Below are 21,457 nucleotides of genomic sequence, written 5' to 3'. Positions count from 1 at the left end.
CCGTCTCGCCGCGCGCTCGCCCCCGAGCAGCCGGCGGAGTATAGTCCCGGGAGCCGGCTCTTCCGACGCCGGCCGACAATCCACCAGGGGGAGGCGATCGACCATGCCCGGCACAGTCGGCTTCATCGGCCTCGGCGCGATGGGCGGCCCGATGGCCCAGAACCTCGTCAAGCACGGCTTCTCGCTGGTGGTGCACGACGTCGACCCGGCCAAGACCGAGCTGTGGCGCACGCGGGGCGCCACCGTGATGGGCTCGGCCGCCGAGGTGGCGGCCCGCGTCGAGCGCACCATCAGCATGGTGGAGACCACCGCGCAGGCCGAGGCGGTCATCGCGGGCGAGCAGGGCATCGTCCACACTGCGCGGTCCGGACACGTCGTCGTCTCGATGAGCACGATCGACCCGCTCGTCGCCCGCCGGCTCGCCGACCGGCTGGCGTCCCACGGCATCGCGATGCTGGACGCGCCGGTGAGCGGGGGAACCGAGCGGGCCGCCTCCGGCGAGCTGTCGATCATCGTGGGCGGCGCGTCGGAGACGGTGGCCGCATGCCAGGACCTCTTCCGGGCGATGGGGGCCAACGTGTTCCACATGGGCCGGCTCGGGCAGGGCCTTGCCATGAAGCTCATCAACAACATGCTGATCCACGTCAACACGGTGGCGGTCGCGGAGGCCCTCGTGCTCGGGGTGAAGGCCGGCCTCGATCCGCAGGCCATCTACGACGTGGTGCGAGTCAGCACCGGCAACAGCTACGCGTTCGAGATGCGGGTGCCGCGGATGCTCGCGCGCGACTTCGCGCCGGGCGGCACGGTGGACATCTCATTCAAGGATCAGGAGCTCGAGACGGCGTTCGCCAAGCAGCTCGGGGTGCCGGTGCTGCTCGCCAACGTGACCCAGCAGGTCTACCAGATGGCGCGGGCGGCCGGTCTCAACAAGGAGGACGGCTCCGCGGTGGTCAAGGTGCTCGAGCGCCTGGCCGGCGTGACGGTGGGCGGCGGGGCGACGTGATGGCGACCTACGTCCTGGTCCACGGCGCGTATCAGGGAGGCTGGATCTGGCAGCCGGTGGTCGAGCGCCTGCGCGCGGCCGGCCATCGCGTCCACGCGCCCACGCTGGACGGCTGCGCGGAGCGCAAGGATCAGGTGCGGCCGGGGATCACGGTGGGCACGCACGCGCGCGAGGTGGCCGGCCTCCTGTTCTACGAAGACCTGCGCGACGTGGTGCTGGTGGGCACGAGCGCGGGGGGCATGGTGATCTGCCTGGCCGCCGAGCAGGCGGCCGATCGCATCGCGCGCCTCGTGTTCGTGGACGCCCTCGCCCTGCTGCCCGGCGAGCGCGTGTCCGACATCGTGAGCCGCCCTCCGGGCCAGGTCACCGCCCTGACCATCGGCCCCACGCCCGCCGACGCGCAGGCGCGCATGTTCGCGGATCTCGAGCCGGCCGCGCGGGCGTGGGCGCTGGCCCGCTACACCCCGCATCCGATCGCGGCGCTCGAGGCCCCGATGGAGCCCACCGGGTTCTGGGAGCGGCGGTGGCGCGCCGCGGTGATCCGCTGCGCGCGCGCCAGGAATCCGCCCGAGTCGCATCAGCGTCGCACCGCCGAGCGGTTGAAGGCGCCGTACACCGAGATGGACACGGGACACTACCCGATGCTGAGTCAGCCCGACGAGCTGGTCCGGCTCCTGACCGCGGAGGCCCTGCCATGAAGAACGTCGAGATGCACGTGGACGGCAACATCCTGACCATCAAGGTGGACCTGTCGAAGGAGTTCGGGCCTTCCGCGTCCGGCAAGACCACGATCATCGCCACGACCGAGGGCAACGTCTCGATCGGGGATCGCGAGGAGAAGATCGGGCTGAACGTCTACCGCAAGAAGTAGCCCGCCCCTCAGGGCCGGTAGAACGGCCGGTCGCCCTTCACGGTGACGCGATGGCCGTGGCGCCGCTGGGGGAAGTAGTCCCACATCGCGTGGTGCTGGGCGCAGCGGTTGTCCCAGAAGGCGATCGAGTCGACCTGCCAGCGGAATCGGCACTGGAACTCCGGCGTCTCGATGTGCTCGTAGAGCATGCGGAGCACCGCGTCGCTCTCGTGTCGCCGCAGCTGCGGGATCCGGGTGGTGAAGGTCCGGTTGACGAAGAGCGCCTTTCGTCCCGACACCGGATGGGTGCGGATCACCGGATGCTCGGCCTCCGGGAACTGCTTGCCCGCGTCCGCCACGCCGTAGCGCCCGCGGTAGACGTGCTCGCCGCGGTGGATCGCGGTCATGCCCTCGAGCCACCGCTTCATCGGATCGGACAGGGCCTCGTAGGCCGCGTACATGCTCGCGAACAAGGTGTCGCCGCCCACCGGGGGCAGCTCGTGCATATAGAGGATGCTGCCCATCGGCGGCTCGGGGTCGCAGGAGACGTCGGAGTGCCAGCTCTCGCCGGCCACGTGCTTGGACTTCTCGTCGGCGTGGATCACCAGGATCTCGGGATGCCCCGCGAGCAGCGCGGGCGCGGCCGGATGCACGGCCAGGTCGCCGAAGAGGCGCCCGAAGGCCTTGTGCTGCTCGGGGGTGAGGTGCTGATCGCGGAAGAAGATCACCTGGTTCTCGATGAGCGCGTCGTGCACCTGCTTGAAGGTGGGCTCGTCGAGCGGCCGGGAGAGATCGACGCCGCGGACCTCGGCGCCGATGTGCGGCGTGAGCTTCTCGATGGTGAGGGCCTGGTCGCTCATCGGCGGCTCCTTGTCCCGGGTGATGACGGCGAATGCGAGCGCGCCCACGATACCCCCGGCGGGCGGCCAAGCCAAGCCCGGCGCGCCTAGCGGGCCGGCTCGGCGCAGTCGCCCATGGGCGGGCGCTCGGCCAGGTCGCCCTCCTCCGCGGGCGGAGGCAGCGCGGCATAGCGCGGGCTGGCCGCCGCGCTCGCCACCGCCGCGAAGATCTGGGGCACGCCCTCGGTGTTCGCCATGCCCACGATCCACTTCGGCAGGGAGCCCGCGGGATCGGTGAGCACGCAGTACCGCGTGTCGGTCGATCGGTCGGAGCCCTTGACCGGGCGCAGGTCCCAGTAGCCGCTGTTGACCGACACCCGGATGGCGTCCGGGCTCGCTCGGGGCGGCAGCCCGTCCTCGAGCCGCCAGGTCACGGCCCACGCGCGCCGACGATCGGTGTCGCGGTAGCCGCGCTCGGTGATGCGGATGACGTAGTGGCGGTCCTGCACGAACGGAATGCCGAACGAGAGCCGCTGGTAGTTCAGGACCTGGCCGGGCGCGTCGCGGCCCAGGATGCGGCTCTCCTTCACGTAGGGCATGAACTCGGGGTAGCGCTCGAGATCGGCGACCACCGCGCGCACCACGTGCGGGGGCGCGTCGATGATGCCCTGCGCGTTGACCTGCTTGACGTCCTGGCCGGGCACCGCGCGCGTCTCGACCGTCGGCGTCGGCGGCACGGCCGGCTGCGCCCCGGCGATCCCGCCGCCGAGGAGCCCGACCGCGAGGAGGATCGTGCACCCGCGGAGAGCGCGGCCGCTCCACTGACTCATGCCTCGTAGCTTCGCACGAGCCGGGCGGGTTGGCACACGCCAACCTGCGCGGTAGGCACACGATAAGGTTGACGCAGGGAACGCGCCGAGCATACGGTAGTCGAGCACCATGAGCTTCCGACGGCGCACCTACGTGCTGCTCGTCCTCGCGGTGATCGTCGCCAGCGTCGCGACGCACGCCTTCCGGCCCGGAGGAGAAGCCCGCACCGCCTGCGGCATCCGCGACATCACGCTCGCGGTCGAGGTGTGCCCGCCGCGCGATGTGGACGCGATCCTGGGCGACGTCGGCTCGCCGGTGCGTGCGCAGATGCACGATCAGACGCTGGTCGACTTCGCGCTGATCGTCACCTACGTGGCGCTGTGGGGGGCGACCGGCCTCGCGCTCAATCCCGGCGTGGCGATCCTCGCGGGCCTGGCCGGCATCGCCGACGTGGTCGAGAACCTGGCGATCCTCCAGGAGCTGCCGCTGCCCGATCCGGTCCCGTTCGTCCGCTGGGCCGCGCTCGCGAAGTGGAGCCTCCTCGGCATCGTCTTCGTCACGTTCGTGTTCCTCTTCCGCCCGGATCATCTCTCGGGCGGCTGGCGCGGGCTCGTGCGCGCGGCCACCGGGCTCGCGTACGGCGTGGCCGGCGTGGCCGCGCTGGGTGGCCTGGTGGACGTGCGCCTGCTCGCCTGGGCCGGCCCTCCCCTGATGGCCGCGGTCCTGCTGCAGCTCCTGCTGCATCTCCTGGCCCACGACGAGTTCCGGGCCACGCGCGATCAGCGGCTGGCCGCGCGGGTCTCGACCGCGCCGAGCCTGGGGCTGGAGCAGGTGCTCGCCGAGGAGTACGAGCACATCCACGGCCCGCTCGACCCCGCGGCCGGGCGCGGGCTCGCCGGGCTCTACGAGGCCATCCACGGGCTCGGCGAGAAGCGCGCGGCGCTGTGCCTCTCGGGCGGCGGCATCCGCAGCGCCACCTTCGCGCTCGGCATCCTGCAGGGGCTCGCCCGACTCCGCATGCTGCCCCAGTTCCACTATCTGTCCACGGTGTCGGGGGGCGGCTACATCGGCGGCTGGCTCACCGCGTGGCTGCACCGGTCCGGCAACGACGTGCCGGCGGTCTGCGACCGGCTGGGGGCGATCGACGGGACGAGGAAGCTCGGCCCGGAAGCCACGCCGATCGCGCACCTGCGCGACTACAGCAACTACCTGGCGCCGCGCGCCGGGCTGCTCTCCGCCGACACGTGGACGCTGCTCGGCACCATCATGCGGAATCTGTTCCTCGTCTGGTCCGTGGTGCTCCCCCTCCTCGCGGCCGGCCTGATCGTGCCGCGGCTCTACCTGGCGCTGGCCCACTCCGCGCCCGGCTCCCCCGCGGCCAGCACGGTGGGTGGCCGCATGCTGCTCGCGGTGGGCGCGCTCGCGCTGGCGTGGGCGGTGGCCTACATCGGGGCGAGCATCCCCAGCAGCACGACCGCGCTGCGCGACCAGAACCGCTTCCTCGTGCGGTGCCTGGCCCCGCTGCTGATCTCGGTGCTGTGCCTCACGCTCTACTGGGCGTGGTGGCCCACGCGGCAGTGGCAGCACTTCGTGGGCCTGGCCCTGGTGGTTCACCTGATCGCCTGGGCCGGCTACACCATCTGGCTGCGGACGCCGTGGGGCGCGGGGCGGCGCGCCGAGGGCCCGCTGCTCAAGCGCGTGGCGGCGTTCTTCGTCGAGCTGGCGATCGTCATCATCGCGGGCGTCGCCGCGGGCTATCTGGCCTGGATCCTCGCCAACGTCTTCTTCCCGCACCTCGACGGCTTCCTGATGCTCTACACCTGCCTGGCGCTCGGCGTGTTCCTGAGCGCCTTCCTGCTCGCCGCCACCCTGCTGGTCGGCCTCATCAGCCGCTGGACCGAGGATGAGGATCGTGAGTGGTGGGCCCGCTGCGGGTCGTGGATGCTGCTCATCGGCGTCGTGTGGCTCACGCTGAGCGTGCTGGTCATCTACGGCCCCATGCTGCTCTCCGGCCAGGTCGCGCGCTGGCTCCTCGCGTCGGTCGGCGGCGTCTCCGGCCTCATCACGGTGCTCGGCGGCTGGAGCGCCAGGTCGGCCGCCGGGTCGGGGTCCGCCGGCACCGGTCTGCCGTCCCGGCTCAAGCGGCTGATCCTGCCCGCGGCGGCCGGCGTGTTCGCGGCGGTGCTGCTGCTGGCCACCTCGTGGCTCACCAGCGCGGTGCTCGGCGCCCTGCAGGGTGTCGCGGTGGCCAGGCCGCCGGCTCCGCCCGCGCCGCAGTGGCCGTTCCTGGGCCTCGAGCCGAGCGGTCACGTGGCCGTGCTGCTGACCTCGCCGCCGTGGCTGGTGCTGGCGGTGGGGGTGGCGCTGGCGCTGCTCGGCTGCGTGATCGCGCTGCTCGTGAACACCAACCAGTTCTCGCTGCACGCGATGTACCGCGCCCGCCTGATCCGCGCCTATCTCGGCGCGTCCAACGGCGAGCCGCAGCGGAATCCGTTCACCGGCTTCGATGAGCGCGACAACATCCAGATGGCGGATCTCTGGCCCAACCGGCCGCCCCCCACGTCGTCGGCGCCTGCCACGGGCGGCCGCCGCTCGCTCTTTCACGTCGTCAACATGGCGCTCAATCTCGTGCACGGCGACCGGCTGGCCTGGCAGGAGCGCAAGGCGCACAGCTTCACCGCGTCGCCGCTGCACGCGGGCAGCCTCGCGGTGGGCGAGGAGGGCGGCTATCGCCGGACGCGCTCGAATCCCGACGTGCCCCACAGCCGCTACGGTGGCGCCGACGGCATCTCGCTCGGCACCGCCATCACCATCTCGGGCGCGGCCGCCAGCCCCAACATGGGCTATCACTCCTCGCCGCTCGTCACCTTCATGATGACGATCTTCAACGCGCGGCTGGGCTGGTGGCTGGGCAATCCCGGTCCGGCCGGCCACGACACCTTCTACCTCGCGAACCCGCGCTTCCCGGTCCGGCCGATCGTGGCCGAGGCCTTCGGGCTGACCGAGCGCACCTCGCCCTACGTCTACCTGTCGGACGGCGGGCACTTCGACAACCTCGGGCTCTACGAGATGGTGCTGCGTCGCTGCCACCTCATCGTGGTGAGCGACGGCAGCTGCGACGCCCACTGCGACCTGAACGACCTCGGCGGGTCAATCCGGAAGATCCGCGCCGATCTCGGGATCCCCATCGACTTCCCGGGCGGCATCTCGATCTATCCCCGCTCGGCCGACCTGGCGACGCTGGCCCGCGGGCTCTACTGGGCGGTCGGACGCATCCGCTACTCGCTGGTCGACCCGCCCCCGACGGACGATCCGGCGGCCCGTGACGCCCGCGACGGCTGGCTGCTCTACCTCAAGACCGCCTACTACGGCACCGAGCCGCCCGACGTCTACGAGTACGCGCGGGCCAACGACCAGTTCCCGCACGAGTCGACGGTGGACCAGTTCTTCACCGAGTCGCAGTTCGAGAGCTATCGCATGCTCGGCCTGCACGCGATCACGCGCCTCGGCGCCGGATTCACCGGCCGCTCCCTGGACGACCTGGTGCGCCACGCCGGCGCGCCGCGACCCTAGCCGGGCTCGCCTGCGGCGCGCCGGACGACCCGGCGCAGCGCCTCGAGGTGGGGAAAGCAGGAGGCGAAGCGCGGCGGCACCAGGCTGTGGCCGACCTCGCCGAGGTGATCCGTCGGCCACGGCGGCTCGGCCAGCGGCTTCCAGGCCGCGGACGCGACGGTCACGAGCCCGTCGTTGTCGCGCTCCTCGGGCGATCGGCCCACGTCGCGGATGTAGCCCGACGTCACGCGAAGCAGGTACGCCTCCGCGCCCACGCCCGCGTAGCAGTAGCACGGAACGCCGCCGGTGCCCGGATGCGCCTCGTTGAAGCGGCGCGCGAACCCGCTGGTGAGGTTGTCCATCGCGCCGCTGCGCAGGCCGAGCACGCTCATGGCCCGGCGGAGTGAGCCGTAGAGCCGCCGGCGCACCGAGCGCCGATCCGGCTCGGGGCCCACGAGGAAGTCGGCGATCGGGCTGCCCCGATGCGGCGTGCCGATGGTGGAGAGCGAGGCGATGCGGCCGCCCAGGCCGGAGAGATTCCGGTCGAGGAGATAGCGGGCGTCGAGGCCGCCCATGCTGTGCCCGACTACGTGGATGGGGCCGTCCGGATCCGGGAAGCGGAAGCGGGCGATCTCGTCGGCCAGCGCCCGCGCGCGGGCGTCGATGGAGCCGGTGAGCGGCACCCGCGGGAAGCACGCGCCCGGGAACACGGCGCGCACGCCCCGGAAGTAGTCGTGGCGGAGAAGGCGCTGCGGGAACAGGAATCCGGAGGCGAAGACCAGGTTCAACCGGCGCGCCCGGCTGCGTCGTCGGCGGACACTCGATCGCTCCTAGGCGCCGAGCAGCTTCTCCAGCGGCGTCGCGGTGACGCCCAGCGCCTCCGCGACCGCGGAGTGCACGACCTCGCCGTGCCAGACGTTGACGCCGCGGCCGAGCGGGGCGTTGCGGCGGACCGCGTCCACCAGGCCGTGGCCGGCCAGGTCCAGCACGTAGGGCAGGGTCGCGTTGGTCAGCGCGAAGGTGGAGGTGCGGGGCACGAGCGCGGGCATGTTCGCCACGCCGTAGTGGACCACGCCGGAGACGACGTAGGTCGGGTCGAGCAGCGTGGTGGCGTGGATCGTCTCGACGCTGCCGCCCTGGTCCACCGCCACATCCACGATCACCGAGCCCTCCTTCATGGAGGCCACCATCTCCTTGGTGACCAGCACCGGGGCGCGCGCGCCGGTGACCAGCACCGCGCCCACCAGCAGGTCGGCGCGGCGCAGCACCTGGTCGATGTTGAAGCTGTTGGACATGATCGTGATCACACGGCCGTTGAAGAGATCGTCCACCGCGCGGAGGCGGTCGAGATTGATATCGAGGATCGAGACGTCGGCCCCGAGGCCGAGCGCGATGCGCGCGGCGCTGACCCCGACCGTGCCCGCGCCCAGCACCACGATGTTGCCGGGCGGCACGCCCGGCACGCCCGCGAGGAGGATGCCGCGGCCGCCGCGAGCCCGCGTGAGATAGGCCGCGCCCTCCTGCACCGAGAGCCGCCCCGCGACCTCGCTCATCGGGGCCAGCAGCGGCAGGCTTCCGTCCGGCCGCTGCACCGTCTCGTAGGCGATGGCGACGCCGCCGGCCTGCCGGAGCACGCGCGCCAGCTCCGGCACCGCCGCAAGATGGAGGTAGGTGAACAGGATCTGGCCCGCGCGCAGGCGGCCGTACTCCTCGGACACCGGCTCCTTCACCTTCAGCACCAGCTCGGCGCGGGCCCACACCTCGTCGGCGGACCCGAGCTCGGCGCCCTCGCGCGTGTACTCCTCGTCGCGAATGCTGCTGCCGAGCCCGCCGCCGCGCTCGATCAGCACGCGGTGGCCGTGCTCCCGGAGCGCGCGCGCGCCCGGCGGCGTCAGCGCGACGCGCTGCTCGCCCGGCTTGATCTCGCGTGGCACCCCGATGATCACGCCTGGAGGGTACCATCCGTGGCATGGCCTTTGCGACAGGCCTTTGCGTGGGAAAAGCCGCGCGCCGCGCCGGGATCACTTGCGCTCGGTGCGACCCGTGGGAGGGAACTGTTACGCGGTAAGCCTTACCGGTCGACATGCGCTATCACATACTGGCCGCGGACTACGACGGGACCCTGGCTCGCGACGGCCGCGTCGACGAGCCCACGCTGGCCGCCCTGCAACGGCTGGGCGAGACCGGGCGCAAGCTCGTGCTCGTCACCGGACGGCAGCTCGACGATCTGCTCGCGGTGTTCCCGGGCGCGTCGCTCTTCACGCGAATCGTCGCCGAGAACGGCGCGGTGCTGTATCACCCGGACGCGCGCGAGACGCGCGATCTGGCTGCGCCGGTGCCGGCCGCGCTGGTGGACACCCTGCGCGGCGCGGGGGTCACGCCGCTGGCCGCCGGCCGGGTGATCGTGTCGACCTGGCAGCCGTGGGACACCACCGTGCTCGAGGCCATCCGCACCCTCGGCCTCGAGCTGCAGGTCATCTTCAACAAGGGCGCGGTGATGGTGCTGCCCTCGGGCGTCAACAAGGCGAGCGGGCTCCTCGCCGCGCTCGACGAGCTGAAGATCTCGCCGCACAACTGCGTCGGCATCGGCGACGCCGAGAACGACCACGCGTTCCTCGGCGTGTGCGAGTGCGCGGTCGCGGTTTCCAACGCCCTGCCGATGCTGAAGGAGAAGGCGGACTGGGTGACCGCGGCCGATCACGGCGCCGGCGTCGTCGAGATCGTCGACCACCTGGTCCGCGACGATCTCGCGGAGCTGGAGTCGCGGCTGATCCGCCGCGCGATCCCGCTCGGCACGACCGCGGAGGGCGCCGCCGTCTCCGTCCGGCCCCAGGGCGACAGCGTGCTGATCGCGGGGCCGTCGGGCAGCGGCAAGTCCACGCTGACCAGCGCCATGATGGAGCCGCTGATGGCGGCCGGCTACCAGATCTGCGTCGTCGATCCCGAGGGCGACTACGCCTCGCTGCCCGGCGCGATCGTCCTCGGCGATCAGGAGCGTGCGCCGAGCCCGCCGGAGATCCTCGACGTCCTGGACGCGCCGGCCCGCCATGCGGTGGTGAACCTGCTGGGCGTGCCGCTCAAGGACCGGCCCGCGTTCTTCGACGCGCTGCTGCCGCGCCTGCAGGAGCAGCGGGCGCGCGTGGGGCGGCCGCACTGGCTGGTGATCGACGAGGCCCATCACCTGCTGCCGCCGACCTGGAATCCGGCCTCGCTGACGCTGCCCCGGGCGCTCACCGGGGTCATCCTGATCACCGTGCACCCCGAGCACGTCGCGGCCGCCGTGCTCGAGAGCGTGCGCGTGGTGGTCGGGGTCGGCGGCTCGGGCGCCGACGCGATCCGGGGCTTCTGCGCGGCGACCGACCGCCCGGCGCCGCGCTGGGACCCGGCGCCGCTCGGCGCCGGCGAGGCGCTCTTCTGGCCGCCGCACGGTGAGGCGGCGCCGCTGGTCTTCCGGGCCACGGCGCCGCGGGCCGAGCGCCAGCGTCACGTCCGCAAGTACGCCGAGGGCGAGCTGGGACCCGACCGGAGCTTCTACTTCCGCGGCCCTCGGGACCGACTCAACCTCCGGGCCCAGAACCTGGGCCTCTTCGTCCAGATCGCCGAGGGGGTGGACGACGAGACCTGGCTCCACCATCTGCGCCGGGGCGACTACTCGCGCTGGTTCCAGGACGCCATCAAGAACGACGACCTCGCCCGCGAGGTGGCCGCCATCGAGGCGACGGCGGACGCCTCGGCGGTGGACAGTCGCGCCCGCATCCGCGCCGCCATCGATCAGCGCTACACGCTTCCCGCCTGACGCCCCGCCCCGTCGCGGTACACTGGCCGGCGTGCTTCGCGACCCCATCGTCTGGCTGTTCGGGCTCTCGGTGGCTCTCCTGGCCGCCGGCGTGCTCGGCGTGTTCTTCTCGACCCGGCGCGACCGCGAGCGCGAGCGATCCGGGACGGCGTCGGTCACCGAGCTGGGCACGCAGCTCATCCGCTTCCACGAGCTGCAGGCCGAGATCAAGCGGCTCCACGCGGAGGGCGATCGGGTGCGCGCCGAGCGCGATGAGCTGCAGAGCGTGCTGTCGCGGCTGTCCGCGCTGCTGGAGACGGCGCCCCCCGCGGGGGGATCCCGCTGGCGGCGCAAGGCATCGCGCGTTTCACAACCGGCCATCCTCGGGGTCTCAAGGCCAGTAACCGAGACCACCTGCACCGGGGAGGCACCCATGAGCGACAAGGCGAGGCTGCTGCGCGAGGCGGACGAGGCATTCGGGGAGCTGCGCGAGTCGATCGACGGCCTGTCGGACGACGAGATGCGTGGGGTCTGGCTCGGCCGCTGGGGCGTGCGCGAGATCCTGATCCACATCTCCGGCTGGCACGACGAGATGATTGCCGCGCTCGGCCGGGTCGCGAAGGGTGAGGAGGCGTACCCGGCCGGCGCCTACGACGACTTCGACGCGTGGAACGCGCGGTTCGTCGAGCAGAAGACCGGCGTGAAGACGGCCGACGTGGTCGCGGAGCTGGAGGCCTCGCACCGCGCGTTCGTGTCCGCGGCGGCGGCGGTGCCCGAGCGCTTCTTCGCCCCGGGCGCCGCCGCGGTCGCCCCGTTCGAGGGCGCGGGGGCGGGGCACTATCGCGAGCACCTGGCGCAGATCCGTCAGTGGCGCGGCGGGGCGGCGGTCGCGTGACCCCGACCGGCTTCGCGCTCTTCGACACCGAGATCGGCTGCTGCGGCGTGGCGTGGAGCGCGCGCGGGATCGCGGGGGTGCAGCTCCCCGAGGGCAGCCACCTCGCGATGCGCGCGCGCATGCTCCGGCGCTTCCCCGGCGCGCGCGAGACGACGCCGCCGGCCGAGGTGCGGCAGGCGATCGAGGCGATGGGCGCGCTCCTGCGCGGAGAATCGAGCGAGCTTCGGGCGATCCCGCTCGACCTGGACGGCATCGCTCCGTTCGAGCAGCGCGTGTACGAGGTCGCGCGTACCATCCCGCCCGGCACCACGCTCTCCTACGGGGAGATCGCGCGTCGGCTCGGCGCGCCCGGGGCGGCGCGCGACGTGGGACAGGCGCTCGGGCGCAACCCGTTTCCGATCGTGGTGCCGTGCCACCGGGTGGTGGCCGCCGGCGGCAAGCTGGGCGGCTTCTCGGCGCGGGGCGGCGCGACGACCAAGCGCCGGCTGCTCTCGGTCGAGCGGGCGCAGGGCCACGGAGCCCTGCCGCTCTTCGCGGTCAGCCCTCCCGAAGCAGACGACCGTAGCCGGCGATAGGCTCGCGCACGCCCGCGAGCCTGAGCGCGCGCCAGAGGCACGCCTGGTTGCTGCTGATCACCGGCTTGCCCAGGTCGCGCTCGAGCGTCTCCAGCATCGCCACGGTGGGCAGGCCCGTCCCGCTCAGCAGCACCGCCTCCGCGTCGGGGGCGTCGGCCCGGCGGGCCAGGACATAGGCGCGCTCCTCGCTCTCCGCGTAGATGTCCTGCACGTCGGCGAGGCGATGGTAGCCGACCAGGTCGAAGCCGGCCGCCTGCCAGTAGGCCTGGCCCTGCCGGCTGATGGCCTCGGGGTACGGCGTGCCGAGGGCGAGGCGGCTGACCCCGAGGTGACGGAGCGCGGCCAGCGCGGCGTGCGCGGCCATCACGGTCGGCGCGCCGGTGCACGCGGTGATGCGATCGATGAGCGGCGTCTCCCGGCCGAAGCCCAGCGCGTAGCTCGACGCGGTATGCGCCAGCACCACCACCGCCGGGCGCACGTCGGCGAGCGTGGCCGCGGGCGCGTCGATGCCCTCGCGGTAGGCGCGGCTGCGCTCCTCCATGCCGGCGGCGCCGCCCGCGGGCCCGCCGGACGGCGGGGCCTGCATGCGCGCGAAGTGCAGCGTGACGCCCTCCGGCGCCATGCGGTACATCTCGGGCTCCACCGTCGGGTTGCCGGGCGGCACCAGCACCCCGATGCGGGCTCGCCAGCCGAACATCAGGCGTCTCCCGGCGCGGCGGGCGCCGTGTCGACGCGGGCCATCCTGACGAAGTTGGCCACCAGGGCGGGGCTGTGGAAGGTGCCGATCCGCTCGGTGAGCACGTTCAGCGCGAACTCCCGCGAGCGGGCCTTGGCGTACGGCCGCGTGGTGCAGATCGCGTCGTAGACGTCTGAGATCGAGGTGAGCTGGCTGGCCAGCGTGGGCCGGCGGTTGACGCGCGGGATCGGATAGTTCGCCTGGCCGTCGTAGCGCATGTGGTGCTCGTAGGCCACCAGGATGGCGAGCGGGTGCACGGCCTCGACGCCGCAGAGATGCGTCGCGCCCTCCTGCGCGTGGCTCATCATGATCCGCCACTCCTCTCCCTCGAGCTTGCCGGGCTTGTTCAGCACCTCGAGGGGAATCTTGAGCTTGCCGATGTCGTGGAGGAAGGCGGCCAGCCCGATCGCGTGCAGTCGCGAGCCCTCGATTCCGAAGGAGCGCGCCTGGGCCAGGGTCAGGAGGGACACGTTCACCGAGTGGACGAACGTGTAGTCGTCGTGGGTCTTGAGCGGGGCCAGCGGCAGGATCTCGCGGGTGGCCCGCTGGAGCGCGTCCATGAGGCTCCACACCACCTGCTCGAGACGTACCAGGCCGCCCTGGCGGTCGCTCCGGAACTCGGTGAACGCGTCGCGCGCCCCGTCCACGCTCTGCGCGGTGAGCAGCTCGATCGGGGAGTCGTCCCCGCCGCCGCCCCCCGCGCCGCCGCCTCCGCCGCCCCGACCGAGCGCGAGCCCTTCCGGCGAGAGCAGCTCCACGCGGCCCACCACGATGTGACGCGTCGACACCGGCGCGCCGCCCAGCGCCATCGGGGTGAGGAAGCGCACGCACTCCTCGGTGTCGACGTCGCGCCCGATGGTCAGCCGCTCCACGCTGCGCCGGGTCAGCGCGCGGATGAACTGCTGGTGGTAGAGGCTGCCGGTGCGCAGCGGCTGGCTCTCGACGACCAGGTCCTGCCCCACCACCAGGAACGTGAGCGCGTCCTTGCCCATCTCCTGGCACGCGGTGGCCACCGCTTGGAGGATGCGCTCGACGTGACTGGCCAGCGCGGGGTGGTCGGCCCCGTACAGCGCCCGCATGTTGATCCCCGCGACCAGGCTGACCACGAGCCGATCGATCGCGGTGAGCGCACCCGGCGCCGGCGCGGGGCTCATGCCGTCGCCCCTCTGCGGAGGCCGCGGCAGATGTCCCGGATCATCGCGTCGCGGGACCGCTCTCCCTGCGCCACGTACGGCGCCCGCGCGGCCTCGTCGTACGAGCCGAGGAGACGATAGGCGGCGCGCCGCTCCTCCCGCGCCACGATCGGGATCGGCCACTCGCGGAAGAAGTACGCGATGCGCGGGAGCACCGCGGAGTCGCCGAGATCGGCCAGCGCGCGGAGGGCCTTGAGGCGCATGGACCGCCGACGGCCGAGCAGGTCCCACCGGCGCAGGATCTCCACGAGCAGGTCGGTGGCCTCGGTGATGCCGTGCTGGCCGGTGAGCAGCACCGCGGCCTCGGCGAGCCGCGGATCCGGATGGTGGATCGTGCGCGCGAGCAGGTCTCGCGGCACCTTGGAATCGAACGCGAAGAGGGCGCGGATGGCCTCGAGCCGAACGCGCAGATCCGAATGGTCGGCGCAGCGGCGGATCTCGTCCATGGCCGACCGGTCTTGCACCCGCCGGAGCAGCAAGACCATGTTGCGCACCACGTACCAGCGCGGGTCGGCGAGCAGCCGCCGCGTCTCCGGCACGATGGCGGGCCCGAGCGAGGCGGCCAGCTCGATGAGCCGCAGCCGCCGCACCCGCTCCGGCTCGGCGGCCAGCGCCTCGAGCAGGCCGCGCGAGGCGGAGGCGCCGAGGGCGAGCACCAGGGTCTGCACCTGCACGAAGGGCGGCCCGCCCGGCTGACGGCTCGCGGCCACGAGCGCGGCCAGCAGCTGGGCGTCGGCGAGGGTGGCCACGAATTCCTCGAGCGCCTCTCGCCGCTCCGCCTGCGCGGGGTCCGCGGCCAGCTCCCGCATCGCGTGGATGATGCCGATGGCCTGGGTGAAGCGGTTGACCTGCAGCGAGCGGGTGAAGATGTCGCGCAGCCGCCCCAGGACCAGCGGGCGCACCACGTCCGGCGACGTCGCGACCATGTCGAGCGCGGTGATCACCACGCGCCGCTCGATCGCGTCGTCGCTGTCGGTGTCGGGCCCGAAGGCGTCGGGATCGGCGACCAGCTCCACCGCGATGGCGGCGAGATCGATGGTGGGCTTCTGGGCCAGCAGGGCGCGGTGGTCCTCGGGGTTGTAGCGATCGACGTCCTCTTCGCGGAACAGCGCGGCCATCTCCGCGAGATCGGCGGGGGGCTCGGGCAGGAACCCCGTGTCGGAGACGCCCTCGTGGGTCTCGGCGAGGGCCTGGGCCATCCGGAGCGCGTGCGACGAGAGCTGGCCGTGGTCGCGCGCCAGCCGCTGCAGGCCGCGGAGCACGTCGGCCGCCGGCAGCGCGGCCGCCAGCGCGGCCAGATGCGCGGTCGACCCGTCGTCGGTGGCGAGCACGCGCAGCGCGGCGGCCAGCACCGGCTCGCGCACCTCGGCGGGCAGCGTGCGGATGAGCTGGATGATCTGCAGATTGAGCCGGCCCCGCTCGCCGGGATCGGCGGCGGCCAGCCGCGCGCCGACCGCGCGGGCGAGGGTCTGCGCGGCGGCGAGGCCCAGCCCCCCGCCGCCGACTCCCGCCGCGCCGCCGGTTCCGGGGCCTCCGGCGAGGCCGGCGCCTCGGCCGGATTCCGTCGCCCCGGCGGCTCCGCGCCCCGATCCGCTGCCCCAGCCGCGGCCCGAGCCGTCGCCGCGGCCGCCGCCCGTCCCGGTGCCGCCGCCTCCGGACTCACCGCCAGCCGGCTCCGGGCCGACGCTGCCGCCGGGTCCGCCCGGGCCGGCGCCGCCGGTGCCGGCGCCGCCCGGGCTCGGGCCGCCTCCGGTGGCGAGCGGAGCGGGAGCGCCGCGGAACAGCGAGGCGATGGTCTCGGCCGAGTAGTGCTCGCGCGGCTGCGCCACGCCGCCGCGCGCGTGGAGCGGCACGTCTTCGAGCAGGGCCTGGAGCAGCCCCTCCCAGAGTGAGCCCTCGCCCGAGGGCTCGCCCACGTCGGTGGTGGTGACGAGCCCCGCGTAGTCGATGGCCGAGAGCGTGATATGGCTGATGCCGGCCGCGCGCAGCTCCTCGACGGTGAGCGGCCGATCGCGCGTGGGGCCGGTGTCGCCCAGCAGGGCCAGGAAGCTCTCCAGCTCGCGGGGCTCGACCCCCTCCTCGATCCGCAGCAGGGCGCCGTTGCGGCGATAGAGGGCGCGCGCGAACGCCCGTACCTGCGCGGCCTCGAGCTTCTTGCCGCTGCTGATGAGCCCGTCGCGGCCGATGCCCAGGGTGAGCGGGCTGGCCACCGCCAGATACGCGCGGATGCGGCCGTGCGCGGTGGTCATCGCGGCGGCGCGGGCGGGGTGACTCGCCGGGTACGCGGCCAGGTTGCGCCAGGCCGTCACGAGTGACGACACGACCTCCAGGAGCGTCGGCGGCGGAGTCGGGACCTCCACGGTTGCGCCGACAGTCTAGCCGACGCAGGGCGGTTCGCACAGCTTGAGTGCCCGGGCTCCCTCGCTTATGCTCGCACCACCCCTACCGGAAGGGAGACCCGGCCATGAAAGTCAGCGCGTTCCATCTGATGCCCCACCGAGAGCTGCCGCCGGACTTCGAGCGGCGTCACCCGAGCGTGTGGGTCACCCCGCCCTGGTGGGAGCTGGCCGACGCCCGGCGCGTGGGCCAGTACTACAACTGGACGCTCGACGAGCTGCTGCACGCTGCCCGCGCCGGCTTCGACGGCGTGTGCACCAACGAGCATCACCAGAACGCCTACGGCTTCATGCCGAGTCCCAATCTCATGGGCAGCGTGCTGGCCAAGCAGACCAACGGGCTCGACGTGGCCATCGTGCAGATGGGCATGACGCTGCCGACCACCTCGCCGCCGATCCGCGTGGCCGAGGAGTACGGCATGCTCGACTGCATCAGCGGCGGCCGCCTGGTCGCCGGGCTGCCGCTCGGCAGCCCCATGGACGTCAACCTCGCCTACGGCATCACCCCGATGGAGCACCGGGAGCGCTACCGCGAGGCGTTCGAGCTGGTGCTCAAGGCCTGGCAGGCGAAGGAGATCTTCGCGTGGAACGGGAAGTACTTCCAGCTCGGCCAGGTGAACCTCTGGCCGCGGCCGATCCAGGAGCCGCATCCGCCGGTGTGGGTGCCCGGCTCGGGCAGCATCAGCACCTTCGATTTCGCGACCGATCATAACGTCTGCTACTGCTTCCTCTCCTACGCGGGCGCGCGCGCGGCCAGCGCGATGATGGACGGCTACTGGGAGGTGGTGGACAAGAAGGGGCTCGAGCGCAATCCGTACCGGGCGGGCTTCCTGCAGCTGGTCGCGGTGTCTCCGACCGACGCGCAGGCGGAAGCCGACTACGCGCGGCACGTCGAGTACTTCTATCACAAGTGCCTGCACGTGCCCGCGCAGTGGTTCGCCCCGCCGGGCAACCAGGACTACCGGAGCCTGCTCGCGGCCAACCGCAACCCGGTGCGCCGCGCCGAGGATCCCAAGACGCTCCGCTACAAGGACTTCGTGGACAAGGGCTACGTCATCGCGGGCAGCCCGGCCACCGTGAAGGAGCGGCTGATCGAGGAGGTGATCAAGCGCCTCCACGTCGGCAACCTGATGATCCTGGTGCAGATCGGCTCGATGCCGCACGAGCTGACCCTGCAGAACATCGACCTGTTCGCGCGCGATGTCCTGCCGCACCTGCGCGAGATCTGGGACGACAAGGGCTGGGAGAACCACTGGTGGCCCCAGAGCCTGCGAGCGAGTCGTGCGCCCGTCGGCGCCGCCCGATGACCCCGAAGCAGGCCGCCAAATCCCCGCTCTCCCCTCGGGGGAGAGGGCAGGGTGAGGGGCCGCAGGGTGAGGGGCCGCAGGGTGAGGGGCGGCAGCGTGAGGGAACCCGCGCGATCACCGTCTGGCAGAACCGCGTCCCCCTGCGCGTGCACGTGAAGGGCACGGGCCCCGCGGTGGTCTACTTCCACGGCCCCTGGGGCCTCACGTGGGGCCCGTTCCTCGACGCGCTCGCGCGGCGCTTCACCGTCTACGCGCCCGAGCATCCGGGCACCGCCGCCGGCGAGCCCGACGCGATCCAGCACGTGGACAACCTCTGGGATCTCGTCCTCTGCTACGACGAGTTGCTCGCGGACCTGGGGCTGCGCGAGGTGCGCCTGGCCGGCCACTCCTTCGGCGCGATGGTGGCCTGCGAGGTGGCCGCGCTGCATCCGGCGCGGGTGAAGCGCCTCGTGCTCATCGATCCGATCGGGCTCTGGCGTGACGACGCGCCGGTGATCAACTGGATGCTGCTCGCGCCCACCGACATCCCCGCGCACGTCTTCCGCGATCCGGCCCACGACGCCGCGAAGGCGCTCTTCGCTCAGCCCGAGGATCCGGACGAGGCGGCGCTGGCGCGGACGCGGCTGAGCTGGGCGATGGGCGCGACCGGCAAGTTCATCTGGCCGATCCCGGACAAGGGCCTCAAGAAGCGCATCCACCGCGTGAGCGCGCCGACCCTGCTGGTGTGGGGCGCCGACGATCGCCTCGTTCCGCGCGCCTACGCCAAGGAGTTCGCGGGCCGGCTCGCCGACTCGCGCCTCGAGGTGGTGGCGGGCGCCGGTCACGCCCCGCATCTCGAGCAGCCCGAGGCCACCGCGCGCGTGGTGCAGGCGTTCCTCGCGGGCTGAGCGCGCTCGGCTCCATGCCGCTCCAGCGCTCGCGGAAGAACAAGATGATCGGGGGCGTCTGCGGGGGCATCGCGGAGTGGCTGGGCTGGGATCCGACGATCGTGCGGATCCTCTACGCGGTCGTCTCGGTGGTCTCGGTGGCGTTCCCCGGCATCCTCGCCTACCTCGTGCTGTGGATCATCATGCCCAAGGCGCCGCGAGAGACGAGCGGGTGAGCACATCGCGTCTTGCCTTTCCCGCGGCCACTCGACTATTCTGGGCCACCTGCGAGATCGGCCGCGCCGCGTGGCCGCCCCCCGGAGCGCCGTCACGGTCAGGGCAAGGAGGCCCATGATGCAGAACACGCCCGTCGCCAGCTATAGCCTCACCGTCCGCGTCACCATCGCGAACAAGCCGGGCATGCTCGGCAAGGTCACCTCCGCCATCGGCGAGGCCGGTGGCGACATCGGCGCCGTCGACCTGGTGGAAGCGGGTCAGAAGGAGATGACGCGCGACATCACCTTCAAGTCCTCGGACGAGGCCCACGGCCAGCGCATCGTCGAGCGGCTGCGCGGGGTGCCCGACGTCACGGTGGTCAACGTGTCCGACCGCACCTTTCTCATGCACCTGGGCGGCAAGATCGAGGTCAACGGCCGGGTGACGGTGAAGACGCGCGACGACCTCTCGATGGCCTACACCCCGGGGGTGGCGCGCGTCTGCATGGCGATCCACGACGATCCCGAGAAGGCCTACAACCTCACGATCAAGCAGCACACGGTGGCGGTGGTCACCGACGGCTCGGCGGTGCTCGGCCTGGGCGACATCGGCCCGGCGGCGGCCCTGCCCGTGATGGAAGGCAAGTGCCTCATCTTCAAGTCGTTCGCGGGCGTGGACGCGTTCCCGATCGCGCTGGCCACCAAGGACGTGGACGAGATCGTGCGCACCGTGAAGGCGATCTCCCCGATCTTCGGCGGCATCAACCTGGAGGACATCTCGGCCCCGCGCTGCTTCGAGATCGAGGAGCGCCTGCAGGCCGAGCTGGACATCCCGGTCTTCCACGACGATCAGCACGGCACCGCGGTGGTGACCCTCGCCGCCCTGCTCAACGCGCTCAAGATCGTCAACAAGAAGCTCGACGACGTGAAGATCGTGTTCACCGGGGCGGGGGCCAGCGCGATCGCCACCGCCAAGCTGCTCATGCTGGAGGGCGCGCGCAACATCGTGGCGTGCGACCGGGCGGGGGCGCTGTACCGCGGCCGCAACGAGAACATGAACCCGATGAAGACGTGGTTCGCCGAGCACACCAACGCCGACAACCGCAAGGGCACCGTGCGCGACGCCATGGTGGGCGCCGACGTGTTCATCGGGCTGAGCGGCCCCGGGGTGGTGAAGGTGGACGACCTGGGCGCGATGAACCGCGACGCGATCGTCTTCGCGATGGCCAACCCGACTCCGGAGATCATGCCGGAGGAGGCGGGCAAGTACGTGCGGGTGATGGCCACCGGCCGATCGGACTACCCGAACCAGATCAACAACTCGTGCGGGTTCCCCGGCTTCTTCAAGGGCCTGTTCGACGTGCGGGCCCGCCGGGTCAACGACGAGATGAAGCTGGCCGCGGCCCACGCGCTCGCCGACATCGTCAGCGACAGCGAGCTCTGCGAGGAGTACATCACGCCGTCGATGTTCGACGCCCGGGTGGTGCCGGCGGTCGCCAGCGCGGTGGCCGACACGGCGGTGAAGACCGGCGTGGCGCGCCGGAAGCGGGGCTAGCGATGGCCGCCTACGTCATCGTGGACCTCACCGTGACCGACCAGCCCACCATGGACGAGTACCGCAAGCAGGTGCCGGCCACGGTGGCCAGGTACGGCGGCCGCTTCCTGGTGCGCGGCGGCGCCCACCAGACCGTCGAAGGCGACTGGAAGCCGAACCGGGTCGTGGTGCTGGAGTTCCCCAGCATGGAGCAGGCGAAGCGCTGGTACGACTCCGAGGAGTACCGCGAGCCGAAGGCGATGCGCCTGCGGGCCGGCCGGGCGAACATGATCATGGTGGAAGGCGTGTCCTGACCCAGTCCAGCCGAGGAGAGCATTCCATGGCCTACACGCTCGAGACGTTCGCGACGGCCGCTCACGACATCCTCACCGCCGATCCCGGCCCGGCCGGGCGCGACCGGCTCCGCGCCCTCGTGGAGGACGTGCTGAAAGACGACGCGTTCATCGCCCGGTACCTGGGCGACGACGGGCCGGAGCGCAAGATCCTCTACACCGACCCCCAGCTGGGCTTCTGCATCCTCGGCCACGTCTACCGGAACGCGCGCGAGAGCAATCCGCACGACCACGGGCCGTCGTGGGCCATCTACGGTCAGGCCCGCGGCGAGACCCTGATGAACGACTGGGCCCTGGTGGAGAAGGCGACCGAGAGCCGGGCGGGCAAGGTGCGCCACGTGCGCAGCTACCCCTTGAAGCCGGGCATGGCCCACGTGTACAACGAGGGCGACCTGCACTCCCCGCGGCGCGACGGGCCGACGCGGCTCATCCGCATCGAGGGCACCAACATGGACCGGGTCAAGCGCCTGGCCTACGAGAAGGTCTGACCGTCACCCCCGCCTCACGGCGGGCGCCGCAAAGGGGGAGTCTCGAGATGAAAGATCATCTCCGCTTCGT

Annotated in this window: 20 protein-coding genes; 13 read left to right on the top strand and 7 right to left on the bottom strand. The window is 72.3% G+C overall.

The window, feature by feature from the left end:
- The first annotated feature begins 103 nt into the window (after positions 1-103).
- The 3 genes from VKN16_21650 to VKN16_21640 are packed head-to-tail and all read left to right on the top strand — an operon-like array spanning position 104 to position 1,874.
- Complete coding sequence (locus VKN16_21650) at positions 104-1,003, top strand: NAD(P)-dependent oxidoreductase (GenBank protein ID HME96816.1); 900 nt, start codon at positions 104-106, stop codon at positions 1,001-1,003.
- On the top strand, positions 1,003-1,701 hold the full coding sequence (locus VKN16_21645; protein ID HME96815.1) for an alpha/beta hydrolase: 699 nt from the start codon (positions 1,003-1,005) through the stop codon (positions 1,699-1,701). The genes VKN16_21650 and VKN16_21645 overlap by 1 nt, the downstream gene beginning before the upstream one ends.
- Positions 1,698-1,874, top strand: a complete 177-nt coding sequence (locus tag VKN16_21640) for a hypothetical protein (GenBank protein HME96814.1) — start codon at positions 1,698-1,700, stop codon at positions 1,872-1,874. Before VKN16_21645 ends, VKN16_21640 begins: the two co-directional genes overlap by 4 nt.
- An 8-nt stretch (positions 1,875-1,882) precedes the next feature.
- Here the strand turns inward: VKN16_21640 and VKN16_21635 are convergent, their stop codons facing one another.
- Both VKN16_21635 and VKN16_21630 read right to left on the bottom strand, forming a co-directional pair.
- Complete coding sequence (locus tag VKN16_21635) at positions 1,883-2,713, bottom strand: TauD/TfdA family dioxygenase (protein HME96813.1); 831 nt, start codon at positions 2,711-2,713, stop codon at positions 1,883-1,885.
- 86 nt (positions 2,714-2,799) lie between these two features.
- The gene (locus VKN16_21630) at positions 2,800-3,522 is read right to left on the bottom strand and encodes an SRPBCC family protein (GenBank protein HME96812.1); all 723 of its coding nucleotides are present in this window, start codon (positions 3,520-3,522) and stop codon (positions 2,800-2,802) included.
- 109 nt (positions 3,523-3,631) lie between these two features.
- Between VKN16_21630 and VKN16_21625 the strand changes: the two genes are divergently transcribed.
- Positions 3,632-7,075 (top strand): hypothetical protein, encoded by a 3,444-nt coding sequence (locus VKN16_21625; GenBank protein ID HME96811.1) that lies wholly within the window; start codon positions 3,632-3,634, stop codon positions 7,073-7,075.
- Here the strand turns inward: VKN16_21625 and VKN16_21620 are convergent.
- Both VKN16_21620 and ald read right to left on the bottom strand, forming a co-directional pair.
- Positions 7,072-7,842 (bottom strand): hypothetical protein, encoded by a 771-nt coding sequence (locus tag VKN16_21620; protein HME96810.1) that lies wholly within the window; start codon positions 7,840-7,842, stop codon positions 7,072-7,074. The genes VKN16_21625 and VKN16_21620 overlap by 4 nt on opposite strands.
- Positions 7,843-7,884: 42 nt before the next feature.
- Positions 7,885-9,000 carry an alanine dehydrogenase gene (gene ald, locus VKN16_21615; GenBank protein ID HME96809.1) on the bottom strand — a complete coding sequence of 372 codons (1,116 nt, stop codon included), beginning with the start codon at positions 8,998-9,000 and terminating at the stop codon, positions 7,885-7,887.
- A gap of 137 nt (positions 9,001-9,137) precedes the next feature.
- On the opposite strand from ald, the gene VKN16_21610 reads away from it, so the two are divergent.
- From VKN16_21610 to VKN16_21600, 3 genes are read left to right on the top strand one after another with little or no spacing between them, the layout of a single operon-like run.
- The gene (locus tag VKN16_21610) at positions 9,138-10,850 is read left to right on the top strand and encodes an HAD-IIB family hydrolase (GenBank protein ID HME96808.1); all 1,713 of its coding nucleotides are present in this window, start codon (positions 9,138-9,140) and stop codon (positions 10,848-10,850) included.
- A 31-nt stretch (positions 10,851-10,881) separates the two neighbouring features.
- Positions 10,882-11,724 carry a ClbS/DfsB family four-helix bundle protein gene (locus VKN16_21605; protein ID HME96807.1) on the top strand — a complete coding sequence of 281 codons (843 nt, stop codon included), beginning with the start codon at positions 10,882-10,884 and terminating at the stop codon, positions 11,722-11,724.
- Positions 11,721-12,299 (top strand): methylated-DNA--[protein]-cysteine S-methyltransferase, encoded by a 579-nt coding sequence (locus VKN16_21600; GenBank protein HME96806.1) that lies wholly within the window; start codon positions 11,721-11,723, stop codon positions 12,297-12,299. The genes VKN16_21605 and VKN16_21600 overlap by 4 nt, the downstream gene beginning before the upstream one ends.
- Here the strand turns inward: VKN16_21600 and VKN16_21595 are convergent.
- Genes VKN16_21595 through VKN16_21585 form a run of 3 tightly spaced genes read right to left on the bottom strand, consistent with a single transcriptional unit; the run spans position 12,262 to position 16,537 of the window.
- Positions 12,262-12,996 (bottom strand): hypothetical protein, encoded by a 735-nt coding sequence (locus VKN16_21595; GenBank protein HME96805.1) that lies wholly within the window; start codon positions 12,994-12,996, stop codon positions 12,262-12,264. The two genes, VKN16_21600 and VKN16_21595, sit on opposite strands and share 38 nt — an antisense overlap.
- The gene (locus tag VKN16_21590) at positions 12,996-14,189 is read right to left on the bottom strand and encodes an HD domain-containing phosphohydrolase (protein ID HME96804.1); all 1,194 of its coding nucleotides are present in this window, start codon (positions 14,187-14,189) and stop codon (positions 12,996-12,998) included. The genes VKN16_21595 and VKN16_21590 overlap by 1 nt, the downstream gene beginning before the upstream one ends.
- On the bottom strand, positions 14,186-16,537 hold the full coding sequence (locus tag VKN16_21585) for a HEAT repeat domain-containing protein (GenBank protein HME96803.1): 2,352 nt from the start codon (positions 16,535-16,537) through the stop codon (positions 14,186-14,188). Before VKN16_21585 ends, VKN16_21590 begins: the two co-directional genes overlap by 4 nt.
- A gap of 155 nt (positions 16,538-16,692) precedes the next feature.
- Between VKN16_21585 and VKN16_21580 the strand changes: the two genes are divergently transcribed.
- The 6 genes from VKN16_21580 (at position 16,693) to VKN16_21555 (ending at position 21,387) form a co-directional block, all read left to right on the top strand.
- Entirely contained in the window at positions 16,693-17,931 is a 1,239-nt protein-coding gene (locus tag VKN16_21580; GenBank protein ID HME96802.1) for an LLM class flavin-dependent oxidoreductase, read from the top strand.
- On the top strand, positions 17,928-18,818 hold the full coding sequence (locus VKN16_21575; protein HME96801.1) for an alpha/beta hydrolase: 891 nt from the start codon (positions 17,928-17,930) through the stop codon (positions 18,816-18,818). The genes VKN16_21580 and VKN16_21575 overlap by 4 nt, the downstream gene beginning before the upstream one ends.
- 14 nt (positions 18,819-18,832) lie before the next feature.
- Positions 18,833-19,033, top strand: coding sequence for a PspC domain-containing protein (locus VKN16_21570; GenBank protein ID HME96800.1), 201 nt, complete (start codon positions 18,833-18,835; stop codon positions 19,031-19,033).
- A gap of 118 nt (positions 19,034-19,151) precedes the next feature.
- Positions 19,152-20,567 carry a malic enzyme-like NAD(P)-binding protein gene (locus tag VKN16_21565; protein ID HME96799.1) on the top strand — a complete coding sequence of 472 codons (1,416 nt, stop codon included), beginning with the start codon at positions 19,152-19,154 and terminating at the stop codon, positions 20,565-20,567.
- A gap of 2 nt (positions 20,568-20,569) precedes the next feature.
- Positions 20,570-20,860, top strand: a complete 291-nt coding sequence (locus VKN16_21560; GenBank protein ID HME96798.1) for a DUF1330 domain-containing protein — start codon at positions 20,570-20,572, stop codon at positions 20,858-20,860.
- A 26-nt stretch (positions 20,861-20,886) separates the two neighbouring features.
- A complete protein-coding gene (locus tag VKN16_21555; protein ID HME96797.1) occupies positions 20,887-21,387 on the top strand; it encodes a hypothetical protein in 501 nt (166 codons plus the stop codon).
- Positions 21,388-21,457: the final 70 nt, after the last annotated feature.

Source organism: Candidatus Methylomirabilota bacterium (genome assembly GCA_035315345.1).
GTDB lineage: Bacteria > Methylomirabilota > Methylomirabilia > Rokubacteriales > CSP1-6 > CAMLFJ01.
The sequence above is the reverse complement of the archived record's forward strand: the minus strand, read 5'-3'. Positions and strand labels throughout refer to the sequence as shown.